This window comes from Paracoccus sp. (in: a-proteobacteria), assembly GCF_030604785.1.
Classification (GTDB): Bacteria; Pseudomonadota; Alphaproteobacteria; order Rhodobacterales; family Rhodobacteraceae; genus Paracoccus.
In genome coordinates, this window is sequence record NZ_JAUVVF010000033.1 from 1 (window position 1) to 13054 (window position 13054).

At 67.6% G+C, this 13054-nt stretch carries 14 protein-coding genes and 1 pseudogene; 2 read left to right on the plus strand and 13 right to left on the minus strand.

Features of this window, described 5'->3' with window-relative positions; all coding sequences use genetic code 11:
- The 6 genes and pseudogenes from QAR72_RS11325 to mutM form a co-directional block, all read right to left on the minus strand.
- Window positions 1–116 (minus strand): annotated as a pseudogene (locus tag QAR72_RS11325) (IS5/IS1182 family transposase); the annotation flags it as partial.
- A 217-nt stretch (window positions 117–333) separates the two neighbouring features.
- Window positions 334–486 carry a hypothetical protein gene (locus QAR72_RS11330; RefSeq protein ID WP_304617486.1) on the minus strand — a complete coding sequence of 51 codons (153 nt, stop codon included), beginning with the start codon at window positions 484–486 and terminating at the stop codon, window positions 334–336.
- An 86-nt stretch (window positions 487–572) separates the two neighbouring features.
- Window positions 573–1949 carry a chromosomal replication initiator protein DnaA gene (gene dnaA / locus QAR72_RS11335; protein ID WP_442953577.1) on the minus strand — a complete coding sequence of 459 codons (1377 nt, stop codon included), beginning with the start codon at window positions 1947–1949 and terminating at the stop codon, window positions 573–575.
- A gap of 530 nt (window positions 1950–2479) precedes the next feature.
- Entirely contained in the window at window positions 2480–2749 is a 270-nt protein-coding gene (gene rpsT, locus QAR72_RS11340; protein WP_304617488.1) for a 30S ribosomal protein S20, read from the minus strand.
- Between the two features lie 172 nt (window positions 2750–2921).
- The gene (locus QAR72_RS11345; protein WP_304617489.1) at window positions 2922–3698 is read right to left on the minus strand and encodes an enoyl-CoA hydratase; all 777 of its coding nucleotides are present in this window, start codon (window positions 3696–3698) and stop codon (window positions 2922–2924) included.
- Window positions 3699–3768: 70 nt separating this feature from the next.
- The gene (gene mutM / locus QAR72_RS11350) at window positions 3769–4614 is read right to left on the minus strand and encodes a bifunctional DNA-formamidopyrimidine glycosylase/DNA-(apurinic or apyrimidinic site) lyase (protein ID WP_304617490.1); all 846 of its coding nucleotides are present in this window, start codon (window positions 4612–4614) and stop codon (window positions 3769–3771) included.
- Window positions 4615–4714: 100 nt separating this feature from the next.
- Between mutM and ubiE the strand changes: the two genes are divergently transcribed.
- Entirely contained in the window at window positions 4715–5461 is a 747-nt protein-coding gene (gene ubiE / locus QAR72_RS11355; protein ID WP_304617491.1) for a bifunctional demethylmenaquinone methyltransferase/2-methoxy-6-polyprenyl-1,4-benzoquinol methylase UbiE, read from the plus strand.
- A 4-nt stretch (window positions 5462–5465) separates the two neighbouring features.
- Window positions 5466–7001 (plus strand): 2-polyprenylphenol 6-hydroxylase, encoded by a 1536-nt coding sequence (ubiB, locus tag QAR72_RS11360; protein ID WP_304617492.1) that lies wholly within the window; start codon window positions 5466–5468, stop codon window positions 6999–7001.
- Between the two features lie 10 nt (window positions 7002–7011).
- Here the strand turns inward: ubiB and QAR72_RS11365 are convergent, their stop codons facing one another.
- The 7 genes from QAR72_RS11365 to pqqB form a co-directional block, all read right to left on the minus strand.
- Window positions 7012–7917 (minus strand): sensor histidine kinase, encoded by a 906-nt coding sequence (locus QAR72_RS11365; RefSeq protein WP_304617493.1) that lies wholly within the window; start codon window positions 7915–7917, stop codon window positions 7012–7014.
- Entirely contained in the window at window positions 7917–9071 is a 1155-nt protein-coding gene (locus QAR72_RS11370; RefSeq protein WP_304617494.1) for an FIST N-terminal domain-containing protein, read from the minus strand. The genes QAR72_RS11365 and QAR72_RS11370 overlap by 1 nt, the downstream gene beginning before the upstream one ends.
- Window positions 9068–9775 (minus strand): response regulator transcription factor, encoded by a 708-nt coding sequence (locus QAR72_RS11375; protein ID WP_304617495.1) that lies wholly within the window; start codon window positions 9773–9775, stop codon window positions 9068–9070. Before QAR72_RS11375 ends, QAR72_RS11370 begins: the two co-directional genes overlap by 4 nt.
- 158 nt (window positions 9776–9933) lie before the next feature.
- Window positions 9934–11070, minus strand: a complete 1137-nt coding sequence (gene pqqE, locus QAR72_RS11380; RefSeq protein ID WP_304617496.1) for a pyrroloquinoline quinone biosynthesis protein PqqE — start codon at window positions 11068–11070, stop codon at window positions 9934–9936.
- Window positions 11067–11360 (minus strand): pyrroloquinoline quinone biosynthesis peptide chaperone PqqD, encoded by a 294-nt coding sequence (pqqD, locus tag QAR72_RS11385; RefSeq protein ID WP_304617497.1) that lies wholly within the window; start codon window positions 11358–11360, stop codon window positions 11067–11069. The genes pqqE and pqqD overlap by 4 nt, the downstream gene beginning before the upstream one ends.
- Window positions 11357–12109, minus strand: a complete 753-nt coding sequence (pqqC, locus tag QAR72_RS11390) for a pyrroloquinoline-quinone synthase PqqC (protein ID WP_304617498.1) — start codon at window positions 12107–12109, stop codon at window positions 11357–11359. The genes pqqD and pqqC overlap by 4 nt, the downstream gene beginning before the upstream one ends.
- Window positions 12106–12987, minus strand: a complete 882-nt coding sequence (pqqB, locus tag QAR72_RS11395) for a pyrroloquinoline quinone biosynthesis protein PqqB (protein ID WP_304617499.1) — start codon at window positions 12985–12987, stop codon at window positions 12106–12108. The genes pqqC and pqqB overlap by 4 nt, the downstream gene beginning before the upstream one ends.
- Window positions 12988–13054: the final 67 nt, after the last annotated feature.

The following is a 13054-nucleotide window of genomic DNA, read 5'->3' on the forward strand; positions in this document are numbered from 1 at the left end:
AAGATTATCCCGCTCAGCACACGCCGGTCATCGACTCGCGGCTTGCCGTGGGGCTTCGGGAAGAACGGCTTCAACCGCTCCATCTGCGCGTCGGTCAGCCAGAAAAGATTGCTCATCATCACCCCCGTCAGTTCGGGAGCTTGAATCACGCGGGCCGGACAGCCTCAAGAAAATCAATGGGTCCTGACCCTACCGACGAACCTCGTAATGAGGCGGCCCCGTGACGTTGCAGCGTTGCGGGGCTTTTCCTGTAGCTGACAGTGCTTCAGGCCGCCAAACGCACCAGTTTCTATCGCCGCACGGAAATGACTGCGACGATCAACTGGGCGGTCATCAAGGCAAGAACGAGTATTTCGTACACATACCGGTCTCCTTTCCGCTGCCCGAGATATCCGGTTCTGTCACCTCCGGATCATCCGTGCCCGCCTCCGCGAACGGACAGCAGCCGGTATCGCACAGAACGGCATGTTCGATGACGAGTTTCATCAGCTTTCCCTGTCTACTGGGGCATTTGCCCGTTCGTCGGACCTCATGGTTAACGGCCCGGCGAAGCGGTCACAAGATTTTCGTGATCAGGCTTCCAGCATCCGCTTCAGCACCGCGATATCCTCGGCCAAGCCGCTATCCTCGGTGATCAGCTCCTCGACCTTGCGGACGCCGTGCATGATCGTGGTGTGATCGCGCCCGCCGAAGCGGCGGCCGATCTCGGGCAGGGACCGGCTGGTCATCTGCTTGGACAGATACATGGCGATCTGGCGCGGGCGGGCGACGTTGCGGGCTCGTTTCGGGCCGATCAGGTCGGCCAGACGGATGTTGTAATGCTCGGCCACCTTGCGTTGGATGTCGTCGATCGAGACCTTGCGGTCGTTCGTCCGCAGGATGTCGGCCAGGCATTCCTGCGCGACCTCCAGCGTGATCTCGCGGCGCAGAAGGCTGGCATGGGCAAAGAGCCGTTGCAGCGCGCCTTCCAGCACGCGGACGTTGGTGCTGATCCGGTGGGCCAGGAATTCCAGCACGCCGGCGCCGATTTCCAGATCGGGATGCTGGGTCCGGAAGGCCTCGGTCTTTGATTGCAGGATGCCCAGGCGCAGTTCATAGGTCGTGGGATGCAGGTCCACGATCAGGCCGCAGGACAGGCGCGACTTGATGCGTTCCTCAAGGCCCTTGATCTCGGCCGGGGCGCGGTCGGCGGAAATGACGATCTGCTTGCCCTGATCGACCAGCGCGTTGAAGGTGTGGAAGAACTCCTCCTGCGTGCTGTCCTTGCCGGCGATGAACTGCACGTCATCGACCATCAGCATGTTCACATTGCGGAACATGCCCTTGAAATCCATGATCGTGCTTTCGCGCAGGGCCTGCACGAAGCGGTACATGAACTGTTCGGCCGACAGATAGAGCACCTGCGCCGAGGGGTGGCGGGTCTGGTAGTCATGCGCGATGGCATGCATCAGGTGCGTCTTGCCCAGCCCCACGCCGCCATAGAGAAACAACGGGTTGAAGCCGACCGGGCCGCCCTCGGCCACGCGGCGGGCGGCGGCATGGGCCAGCTCGTTCGGCTTGCCGACGATGAAATTGGCGAAGGTGTAGCGCGGGTCCAGCGGCGCGCCCAGATCCGCGCGCGGCGCGCGGGTGGTGGGCACCGGGGCGGATCCTGCAGCGGGTTCCGCTGCGGAAGCGGCGGGCGCGGCCTGGGCCGAGGGGCGGGCGGCTTGGCCTACCTCGAACCGCAGACGCTCGACCTCGGCGCCGACGCGGTTCAGCACGGCCACGATGTCCTTGGCGAAATGGCGGTTCACCCAGTCCGAGATGAAGCGGGTCGGGCTTTGCAGGCGCGCGGCGCCGTCCTCGATCCCGGCCAGACGCAGGGGCTTGATCCAGTGGTTGTAATTGTTCGGCCCCACGCTCTGCTCAAGCTCGGCGCATGCCGCCACCCAGATCCTGTCCATCATCCGACCCTTGTCCCGTACTGTCCCCGAAGCCTGCGGTTGATCCGCAGGCCCTTTGCGAATGTCGTCGGGGTGCGAAACGAAAAAGCCGACCCGACCGGCCGAATGGCCGATTGCCGGGGCAAAGCCCGTTCCCTTCACAAGCACCGGGACGTCGAAAGCCGGTGGCAGCCGGCAATCAACGGCCCGAGAGCAGCAAATGCATGTTGCATTGCAACCGGCCGCTTTTCCGGCGTGACGCCGGATGGTCGACCCATCCCCCAAGGCGACGTGAATCGCAGGTCGGAAACTAGCCCCAGCCCAGCCCTCGCTGCAACCGAACTATGCGCTTGACAGGCTTGGCCCGTGCCCGAATCTGCGAGTGCGTTGACTCTAATGACAATTTCCAAAAAGTATTGTTTTTTAACGATTTATTAACCGTCCTGCCGTTCGGCAGTGAAAAGGGGGTGCGCATCGAGATGCGCACCCCCTGTTGTCTGCGGGCCTGCAAAGGCCGGATTCGCACCGTCCTGCGACGGCTGCGCGATGCCCGATCAGGCGGCCGAGAGCGCCTTCACGCGGGCGGCCAGGCGCGAGATCTTGCGCGAGGCGGTGTTCTTGTGGACGACGCCCTTGGTCACGCCGCGCATCAGTTCGGGCTGGGCGTTCTGCAGGGCCAGTTTCGCGGCGTCGGCATCACCCGAGGCGATCGCTTCCTCGACCTTGCGCAGGAAGGTGCGGATGCGCGAGCGGCGGGCCTTGTTGATGTCGGTGCGGCGCTCGATCTGGCGGGCGCGTTTCTTGGACTGGGGCGTATTGGCCATGGTCTTGGTTCCTTGCGGTCTTTTCTTGCGTTTCGGTTGCACAAAAAGCCCAAGGCACCATCCCGGTCAGGGATAGCCATGATTCTTGCCTAAGCGGGCCCACGCGCATGTGACGCTGGCCTATAGGGCAGCCGCGCCGAAAAGGAAAGCCCCCAATCGGCGCGCCGCGCCCCTAGCGGTCGCGGAACTGGGCCTCGCGCTTTTCGAGGAAGGCGGCCATGCCCTCTTTCTGGTCCTCGGTGGCGAACAGCGCGTGAAAGGCGCGGCGCTCGAACAGCAGGCCCTCGCGCAGGGTCGTCTCGTAGGCGCGGTTCACGGCCTCCTTGACGGTGCGGGTGGCGACCTGGGACTTTTCGGCGATCTTGCGGGCGGCGGCCATCGCCTCGGGGATCAGCTTGGCCGTCGGCACGATGCGGCTGACAAGGCCCGCGCGCTCGGCCTCGGCGGCATCCATGAAGCGGCCGGTCAGGTTCATGTCCATCGCCTTGGACTTGCCGATCAGGCGCGTCAGGCGCTGCGTGCCGCCGATGCCGGCGACGACGCCCAGATTGATCTCGGGCTGGCCGAACTTGGCGTTTTCGGCCGCGATGATGAAGTCGCAGACCATCGCCAGTTCGCAGCCGCCGCCAAGCGCATAGCCGCTGACGGCGGCGATGATCGGCTTGCGGACGCGGCTGATCGCATCGATCTGGGGCCCGAACAGGTCCTCGTCATAGACATCGACATAGGATTTCTTCGACATCTCCTTGATGTCGGCGCCAGCGGCAAAGGCCTTCTCGCTGCCGGTCAGCACGATGCAGCGGACCTTGTCGTTGCGGTCGGCCTCGGTCACGGCCTGCGACAGCTCTGCCAGAAGGGTCGAGTTCAGCGCGTTCAGCGCCTCGGGACGGTTCAGCCGGATCAGGGCGACCTCATCCTCGATCTCGACGATGATGGTTTCGTAAGCCATGGGCCTTGGACCTCGTTGCCAATGTCATTGGCGCGGACCCTAGCAGGTCAGGGGTCGGAAATCCAAGACCTCAGCGCTGGCAGCCCGGGCAGTAGAAGCTGGAGCGCGCGGATTGCACGATCCGCGTCACCTGCCCGCCGCAGCCGGGACGCAGGCAGGGCAGGCCCGCGCGGTCATAGACGCGGAAGCTGTGCTGGAAATAGCCCAGCTCGCCCGTCGCCTGACGGTGATCGCGCAGGGACGAGCCGCCGGCCTCGATCGCCTCGGCCAGGACATCGCGGATATGGCCGACCAGCGCGGCGATGCGCGCAGGCCCGATCCGGCCCGCCGCGCGGCGGGGGTCGATGCCTGCCCGCCAGAGGGATTCGCTGACATAGATGTTGCCCAGCCCCGCTACGATGCGCTGATCCAGCAGCGCCTGCTTGACCGGCACGCGCCGCCCGGCAAAGGCCGCGCGCAGATAGGCCGCGTCGAAGACCGGATCGAAGGGTTCAGGCCCCAGATGATCCAGCAGCGGATGGGCCTGCCCCTCGCGGATCAGGTCCACCATGCCGAAGCGGCGCGCATCGTTGAAGGTGATGGTCGTCCCCGCATCCGTCACCAGCACGACATGATCGTGGCGGGCATGGATGGCCGGGTCGCGGTGAAACTGGCCGGGCGCCGCGCCCTCGACCAGCATGCGCCCAGACATGCCCAGATGCCACAGGACTGTGCCGCCCCGGTCCAGATCGGCCAGCAGGTATTTCGACCGCCGCCGCAGCGCCACCACGGTCGCGCCGGTCAGCACCTGCACCAGATCGGGCGGCAGCGGCCAGCGCAGGTCTGGGCGGCGCGCCTCGGCGCGGGTGATGCGGGCGCCCTCGAGATGGGGGGCCAGGCCGCGGCGGACGGTCTCGACCTCTGGCAGTTCTGGCAATTCCGTCCCTTTCGTCGCATTGTGCCTGCCGCGTGCCCCGGCCATTGTGCCGGGCGCGGGCCGGGCATATCTGGCAACGCAACGGGGAAACGGCAAGCGCATGACCGACAGCAGACAGACCCATTTCGGTTTCCGGACCGTGGACGAGGATCAGAAGGCCGGGATGGTCCATGGCGTCTTTTCAAGCGTCGCCTCGCGCTACGACCTGATGAACGACCTGATGAGCGGCGGCGTCCACCGGCTGTGGAAGGCCGCGCTGATGGACTGGCTGGCGCCGCGCGACGGCCAGCACCTGCTGGATGTGGCGGGCGGGACGGGCGACGTGGCCTTCCGCTTTCTGGACCGGGCGCCGGGGGCGCGCGTCACCGTCTGCGACATGACCGAATCAATGCTGGTCGAGGGCCGCAAGCGGGCCGAGGCCGTGGAAAAGGTCGACCGGCTGGCCTGGGTCACGGGCGACGCGATGGCGTTGCCCTTCGCCGATAACAGCTTCGACCGCTACACGATCAGCTTCGGCATCCGCAACGTCACCCGCATCCCCGACGCCCTAGCCGAGGCTTACCGCGTCCTGCGCCCCGGCGGGCGTCTGATGGTGCTGGAATTCAGCCAGATCCCGGTTCCGGCCGCGCAATGGGCCTATGACCGCTACAGTTTCAACGTCATCCCCGCCATGGGTCAGGCGGTGACGGGCGACCGCGACAGCTATCAATACCTGGTCGAATCGATCCGCAAGTTCCCCGATCAGGAGACCTTCGCCCAGATGATCCGCGAGGCGGGCTTCGGCCGAGTGCAATGGCGCAACCTGTCGCTTGGCATTGCGGCGATCCATTCCGGCTGGAAGCTGTAGCCTCATGCGGGGACCCCACCAGATCTGGCGCCTGATCCGCACCGGCGCCACGTTCGAACGCACCGGCGCGATGGCGGCGGTGCTGGACGCGGTGGACGCGCCCATCCGGCTGCGGGTCGCGGCCCGCGTCCTGGGCTGGCCCTTCCGCTGGCTTGGCTACAGGGGCGATCCGACCCTGCCGCCGATCACGCGGGCGATCACCGCGCTTGGCCCGGCCTACATCAAGTTCGGGCAGATCCTCTCGACCCGCGCGGATGTGGTCGGGCCGGAACTGGCGGGACAGCTGCGGATGCTGCAGGACCGCCTGCCGCCCTTTCCGACCGCCATCGCCAAGGCCGCGATCGAGGCCGAATTGCGTGCTCCGGTCGACCAGCTCTTCAGCGAGTTTTCCGAACCCGTCGCCGCCGCCTCGATCGCGCAGGTCCACCGCGCCCGCGTGCGCGACACGGGCCGCGAGGTCGCCGTCAAGGTCGTGCGCCCCGGCATCGGCGCGGCGTTCAAACGCGACATCGACGCCTTTCATTTCGGCGCGCGGCTGATCGAACTTCTGTCCCCCGGAACGCGCCGCCTGCGTCCGCGCGACGTGGTCAGCCATTTCGAACAGACCGTCACGGCCGAGCAGGACCTGCGGCTCGAGGCCGCCGCCGCTTCGGAATTCGCCGAGAACACGGCGCAGGATGAGGGCTTTCAGGTGCCGCTGCCGCATTGGTCGCTGTCGGGCCGCCGCGTGATGACCGCCGACTGGGCCGAGGGCCTGCCGATGGGCGACCGCGAGGCGCTGATCGCGGCGGGTCACGATACGCGCGATCTGGCGCGGCGGGTGATCCAGCTGTTTCTGTCCCATGCGCTGCGCGACGGGTTCTTTCACGCCGACATGCATCACGGCAACCTCAAGGTGGCCGCGAACGGCGACATCATCGCCTATGATTTCGGCATCATGGGCGAGATCGACGAATATACACGCCGGGTCTACGCCCAGATTCTCTACGGCTTCATCCAGCGCGACTACCGGCTGGTGGCGCGGGTCCATTTCGAGGCGGGCTACGTCCCCCGCGACCGCGACGAGGCCGCATTCGCTCGCGCCCTGCGGGCCGTGGGCGAGCCGATCTTCGGGGCCGATGCAAGCCGCATCTCGATGGGCAATCTGCTGGCCTATCTGTTCGAGGTGACGGAACGCTTCGGCATGCCCACCCGGACCGAGTTGATCCTGCTGCAACGCACCATGGTCGTGGTCGAGGGCGTGGCCCGATCCATCGACCCGCAACTGAACATCTGGCAGGCCGCCAAGCCCGTCGTGTCGGATTACATCAAGGCCAGCATCGGTCCCAAGGCCGCGATCAGCGATATGGGACAGATCGTGCAGACGATCGGGCGCTATGGTCCGCTTCTGCCGCGCATCGTGGAACAGGCGCTGTGGGAACGCGCCCACCCCGAACAGGCCGCTGCCGCCCGCGCGCCGCGCCGCCGTTCAGGATGGGGGCTGGCGGTGATCGCCGCTCTGTCGCTGGCGGCGGGGCTGGGGATCGGTCTGTCGTTCTAGACCGGAAGCATCAGGCTTCGCGCAGCCCGATGCGAAAGCGCGTGCCGCGTCCGGGGCGCGACCACAGCGCGATCGGGTGATCGAGCCGGGTGCAGGCCAGCCGCACGATGGACAGGCCCAGCCCCATGCCGGGCGCCCCGGCTTCGGGGTCAAGGCGCTGGAATTCCTCGAAGATGCGGTCGCGGTCGCGGGGCGCGATGCCCGGTCCGGTATCGCTGACCGTCATCCAGCAATGATCCCGCCACCGCCGCGCCGAGACGATCACGCCGCCCTGCCGCGTATACTTGACCGCGTTCGAGATGAGGTTCTGCGCGATCCGGCGCAGCAGGACCGGGTCGCTGTCCACCACCGCGCGGCTGGGCACGAAGCGCAGCGACAGGCCGCCGGCCTGGGCCAGGGGCGCGAATTCGGCATCCAGCCTGCGGAACAGATCGCCAAGCGCGACGGGCTGGCGATGCACCGCGATCTGCCCGCCATCGAGACGCGAGATGTCGAGGACCGCATTCATCAGCGTCTCGACCGATTCGAAGGCGCTGGACAGGCGCGCGACCAGATCGTCCTGCCCCTCGTTCAGGGGCGTGTCGGACAGGGCCGCCAGATACAGCCGCGCCGCCGAAAGCGGTTGCAGCAGATCGTGGCTGGCCGCCCGCAGAAAGCGTGTCTTCGAGCGGTTGGCCTCGTCGGCTGCGGCGCGGGCCTGTGCCAGTTCGCGGTTCCGCTGCGACAGGTCGGCCATGGCGCGTTCCAGTTCGCGGCGGCGGGCGATGACCTCCTGTTCCAGCGCAAGGGCGGCCTGAAACATCGACCAGGCCGAACCGCGCCGTTCCTCCAGCCGGTCGATGCGCCCGATCAGCGCGCCGGTGATGCGCGTCAGCTTCTCGACCTGGCGTTCGGGCGGGTCGTCGTCGCGCAGCATCACGCGGCATCCGGCGGAGGCAGGAAGGCCAGCCCGACAAAGGTCTGGTTCACATGCATGCCGCTATGCTGTTCGCCATAGGTGTTGAACCCGGCCACGCGGTGACGCGCGTAAAGCTGTGACATCGGCCCGTCCTGGCCGTCGCGTTCCAGCGCCAGACGGCGCAGGATGCAGTCGAAGGCCAGCACCATCAGCGCGGGACGGGGCAGGGCGTCCAGCGCCTCGGCCATGCCGCGCGTCGGGTCCTCGGCATGGCCGAGGGTCAGGACCATGCCCGGCTCGATCGCGGCCATCAGCGACAGGCCGCCATCCTCGGTCGTGGCGCTGATCGCGCGCACATGATGCTGCCCGCCCATCCGCAGCAGCAACGGGTGGCGGGCGAAATCGGCGGGGCCGAGCGCGTCTTCCGCGATGCCGGTCAGGCGGGCATATTCGCGGGCGGCGGGCTCGGCGTTCAGTTCCAGGATGCGGCGCCGGTCGGGCCGGGCGGCGGTGACGACGACGCGCGTCTCGGTCGGGCGGAAATGGGCCAGCGTGATCTGGTGCAGCGCCAGATCGGTCTCGACCAGCAGGAAAATCGCGGCGTCGCGATGAACGCGGCCGCCCGACAGAAGCCATGTGCTGCCGAAATCCAGCCCGTCCCCCGCCGAGCCGCCGATCACCGGCACATGCGGCAGCGCCGCATCCAGCGCCGAGACCAGAACGTCCTCTTGCCCGGCCAGCCCGTCGGCCAGCAGCAGGCCAAAGACCGAACGCGCCGGATCGGCGTCGAAATCGCGCTGCATCCGCCGCAGCCCGGCCATCCATTCCGCGACCGGCAGCGCGGACAGCCGGTCCAGCACGATCGCCTCGGCGCGGAAATGGCGGGCCGGAAAGCCCAGGGCGACCACCTTGTCCGAGGCATAGCCCCCGGGCCCGATCTCTCCGGCCGAAGAGCAGCCGGCCAGCACGCAGTTCGGTGGCAGATGCGGCGCCAGCTCGTCGGCCAGCGCGGCCAGCCCATCGCCCTTGGGGCCGAAGACCAGGACCAGGGCGGGATGGACGGCGCGCAGGCCGGCCAGCAGGGTCGGGACCGTATCGGTCCCGCCGCGGTCGGCCTGCACGACCACCGGCCCGGCGGCGCCCTCCTTCACCTCCGGGCCGGTATGGGTCATCCGGTCTCGAACAACCGGATCGAATTGGCCAGCAGCACGGCCTGCGTGCGGCGGCGCGCCTTGATCTTGGACATGATGGCCGAGATATGCGTCTTGACGGTCGCCTCGGCGATAGCCAGTTCGTGGCTGATTTCCTTGTTCGCGCGGCCCTTGCAGATCAGGCGCAGGATCTTGAGCTGCTGCGGCGTCAGCGAGGCGAAGCGGCGCACCAATTCGCTGCGGCTTTCCTCCTCGGGGTCGTCGGCCTCGCGGTCATATCCTTCGGGGGTGACGTATTCGCCCGCCCACATGCGGCGCAGACTGTCCACCAGCGCCTCGCGCGAGAGGGACTTGCTGATATAGCCCTGCGCGCCGGCGGCCATCACCGCCGCGATCATCGCTCGTTCCAGATCGGCCGAGATCAGCGTGATCGGCACGTCCGGCAGCCGCCGCCGCAGGGTCACGATGCCTTCGCTTCCGCGCGCATCGGGCAGGTTCAGGTCCAGGATGACCGCGTCGGGCGCGCCTTCGGTGCGGATCTGTTCCAGCGCCGCGGCCAGGCTGCGGGCGGTGCGGACCTGTTTCAGGCCAAAGCTGATGCGCAGCGTCAGGGCCAGCGCATCGCACATCAGGGGGTGGTCATCGACGATCAGGATGTCGCGGACCTGACTGGCATCGGGCCGCTGCGATGGCAACGGCGGCGCGTGACCGGCTGTTGCATTCATGGCGTTCCTCCCAGAGGTGAGATCGGACGTTCAAGGCCGGTTTCCCGGCCCCGGCGCCAAGCCCCCCCGAGCCGCGCCGCGCCCACGATCTTAGGGCGCAACCCGCACAAAGCAAGCCGGAATCTCGGACGAAAGTCGTATTGCGCGATGCGCAGATCCTAGTCGGAGCGCGACATGCGGCGATAGACCAGGCTGTCGGTCGTGGCTGCGGCGCTGGCCTCGGCGGCCTCGACGACGCCGGCGTGAAGCGGCGAAAGCGAGCAGACCGGATCGGTCGCCCGCGCATCGCCCGCCAGTGCCATGGCCTGACAGCGGCAGCCGCCGAAATCGACATTCTTGCGCTCGCAGCTCTGGCAGGGTTCGGGCATCCAGGCGGTGCCGCGAAAGGCGTTGAAGCTGTCCGACAGGTGCCAGATGTCCGACAGGCTACGATCTTGCACGTTCTCGAACCGCATCCACGGAATCGACTGCGCGGCGTGGCAGGGCAGGACCGTGCCGTCGGGTCCGACATTCAGCCCGGTCGAGCCCCAGCCCCCCATGCAGGCCTTGGGATAGACCGCGTGATGGTCGGCGGGGACATAGTCGATCACCATGCGCCCGCGCAGCCGCAGCCGCCCCTCGTTCACGATCTTGCGGGCAAAGGCGGCCTGTTCGCGCGTGGGCATCAGCGCGTCGCGGTTCAGGTCGGCCCAGCCATGGAACTGGACGGTCGCCACCTCGATCCGGCGCGCGCCCAGGCGTTCGGCCAGGTCCAGCATCTCGGGCAGACGTTCCATGTTCTGGCGATGGACCACGGCGTTGATCGTCAGCGGAAAGCCGATCCGCGTCACCCATTCGGCAAAGGCCATCTTCTTGTCCCAGGACCCCGGATGGCCGCTGATCCGGTCGGCCATGTCGGGCCGGATGCCCTGCAACGACAGCTGCACGTGATCGACGCCCGCATCGTCCAGTTCCCGCAGCCGGGCCTCGGTGATCCCGATCCCTGAGGTGATGAGGTTGACGTAAAGCCCCGCATCCCGCGCATTGGCGACGATCTGCGCCAGATCGCGCCGCGCGCCGGGCTCGCCGCCCGAGATATGGACCTGCAGCACGCCCAGATCGGCGGCCTGCCGGAAGACGCGACCCCAATCCTCGGCCGAGATCTCGGCGCCCGCACGGACCAGTTCCACCGGGTTCGAGCAATAGGGACAGGCCAGCGGGCAGCGATGCGTGATCTCGGCCAGCATGGCCATGGGCAGGCCGGGCGTGACGGGATTGCCGTCGATGTCAGCGGGCTGGGCGGGCCGGTCCTTCATGGGGCGCCTTTCACAAAGACCATCCGGCGCTCGATCAGGCCGGTCAGGAAGTCGCGCATATCCGCGCTGATCTGCGCCTCGGGCGCATCATAGCGCGCGGCCAACGCGGCGGCGATCGAGGCCATGCTGCGGATGCCGTCCAGTTCGGACAGGATGGCCTCGCCCACCGCATCCAGCCGCATGGCGCGTTCGGGCGCTTGCAGAACGGTGATGTCGCGCACGCGGTCGCGTTGCAGCCTCACGCCGCGCGGCAGATAGGGGATGTCGGCGGGCGCGATCAGCGGCGTCATGGCAGCATGCCCTGGCCGGGCCGCCATGCGCCGGGCGGGATGTTGCCCTCGACATAGCCGTGCCACAGCCCGTCAAGCTGCGCCCACAGCACATCGGTCTTGAAGGTCAGCGCCGCCGCCGCAGCATCCTGTTTCTCGCGCGTGTCGGCATGGGTCAGGACATAATCCAGACCGAACTTCACGTCCTCGGGCGCCTCGGTCAGGCGGCGCTGGAAATAGGAAAGGCTCGTCTCGTCGGCGAAATCGTAATGCTTCAGCAGACCCTCGATTCGCTGCGCGTGGATCTTGGGCGCAAAAAGCTCGGTCAGGCTGGCCGCCACGGCATCCAGCAGCGGCATGTCGCGGACAAAGCGGACATAGGCGTCCACCGCGAACCGTGTCGCAGGCATGATCCCTGTGCCCGAGGCGACGTAATCAGGGTCCAGCCCCACGGCGCGGGCCAGGGCAAGCCAGCGGCGGATGCCGCCGCCTTCGGTCGGGCCGCCATCGTGATCCTCGATCCGCTTGCGCCAGGCGCGGCGCAGGTCCGGGTCATCGACCCGGCTCATGAAGGCGGCGTCCTTCATCGGGATGCGCGACTGATACATCCAGCGATTGATGACCCAGGCGCGCACCTCGTCCGGGGTGCATTCGCCGCCATGCAGACGCCGGTGGAACGGGTGCAGGTCGTGATAGCGCTCGGCCCCGATGGCGCGCAGCCGGGCCTCGAAATCCTCGCGCGATTGCGGCTGGTCGGGGATGTCCTTCATGGCGTGATCTCCATTCCGTCGCGGGCGATCTGCCACCCCGCCGCGCGGGCTTCCGCGCTTTCGGGGCTGGCCGGGTCGTTCAGCGGGTTCGAATTGTTCATATGGACGAAAATGCGCTGTCCCAGCCGCACCCCCTCCAACGCGGTGATCGTGTCGCGCGCCGCCATGTGGCCCATCCGCAGGCCGGTCTTCTGGCCCAGCCCCGCGCGGATCATCTCGTCATCCTGCCAGAGCGTGCCGTCGAAAAGCAGCGCATCCGCGCCCTCGATCCGGTCGCGCAGCCAGTCGGGCAGCGCGGCGCAGCCCGGAATATAGAACGCCCGGCGGCTATTGGCGCGCAGCTCGACCCCCACGGTCGTCTCTCCGATCAGGCCGGTCTCGACGGTCTCGCCTTCCTGATACAGCGGCACCTTGCCCGGCACGGCGAAAAGCGTCGCCTGCAGGCCGGGCGCCAGTTCGACGCTGGCATCAAGCGCGATGTCGCGGCGGATCACCAGATCGGGGCGCAGGGCGGCCATCATCGGATTCGCTGCCAGCGCGGCATGAATGGCGGGGGTTGCGTAGAGATCGTAGCCCTGCGCCTCGCGCAGGGTCAGCAGCCCGGCCACGTGGTCGATATCGCCATTGGTCAGCAGGACCGAACGCAGCGGCACCTCGCGCGGGCCGGTCGGATGCAGGGCGGGCGTCGCGGCCATCTGCATGCGGATATCGGGCGAGGCGTTCAGCACGGCCCAGGACGTTCCGTCGGCGCTGACCGCGACCGAGCTTTGCGTCAGCGACGGGATGCGTCCCGACCGGGCCGCGTTGCAATTGCCGCAGCCGCAATTCCATTGCGGCAGGCCGCCGCCTGCGGCCGCTCCCAAGATGATGATCTGCATGGACCTGCCTTGCCCCTGCGGGCGATCCCAAGGGAAAGACCCCGCCCGAGCCTGTCGGACGGGGCCG

Excerpts from the sequence above, each read along its gene's own strand:
- QAR72_RS11330 (WP_304617486.1), bottom strand. The coding sequence starts at position 486 with ATGAAACTCGTCATCGAACATGCCGTTCTGTGCGATACCGGCTGCTGT.
- dnaA (WP_442953577.1), bottom strand. The coding sequence starts at position 1,949 with ATGATGGACAGGATCTGGGTGGCGGCATGCGCCGAGCTTGAGCAGAGC.
- rpsT (WP_304617488.1), bottom strand. The coding sequence starts at position 2,749 with ATGGCCAATACGCCCCAGTCCAAGAAACGCGCCCGCCAGATCGAGCGC.
- QAR72_RS11345 (WP_304617489.1), bottom strand. The coding sequence starts at position 3,698 with ATGGCTTACGAAACCATCATCGTCGAGATCGAGGATGAGGTCGCCCTG.
- ubiE (WP_304617491.1), top strand. The coding sequence starts at position 4,715 with ATGACCGACAGCAGACAGACCCATTTCGGTTTCCGGACCGTGGACGAG.
- ubiB (WP_304617492.1), top strand. The coding sequence starts at position 5,466 with ATGCGGGGACCCCACCAGATCTGGCGCCTGATCCGCACCGGCGCCACG.
- QAR72_RS11365 (WP_304617493.1), bottom strand. The coding sequence starts at position 7,917 with ATGCTGCGCGACGACGACCCGCCCGAACGCCAGGTCGAGAAGCTGACG.
- QAR72_RS11370 (WP_304617494.1), bottom strand. The coding sequence starts at position 9,071 with ATGACCCATACCGGCCCGGAGGTGAAGGAGGGCGCCGCCGGGCCGGTG.
- QAR72_RS11375 (WP_304617495.1), bottom strand. The coding sequence starts at position 9,775 with ATGAATGCAACAGCCGGTCACGCGCCGCCGTTGCCATCGCAGCGGCCC.
- pqqE (WP_304617496.1), bottom strand. The coding sequence starts at position 11,070 with ATGAAGGACCGGCCCGCCCAGCCCGCTGACATCGACGGCAATCCCGTC.
- pqqD (WP_304617497.1), bottom strand. The coding sequence starts at position 11,360 with ATGACGCCGCTGATCGCGCCCGCCGACATCCCCTATCTGCCGCGCGGC.
- pqqC (WP_304617498.1), bottom strand. The coding sequence starts at position 12,109 with ATGAAGGACATCCCCGACCAGCCGCAATCGCGCGAGGATTTCGAGGCC.
- pqqB (WP_304617499.1), bottom strand. The coding sequence starts at position 12,987 with ATGCAGATCATCATCTTGGGAGCGGCCGCAGGCGGCGGCCTGCCGCAA.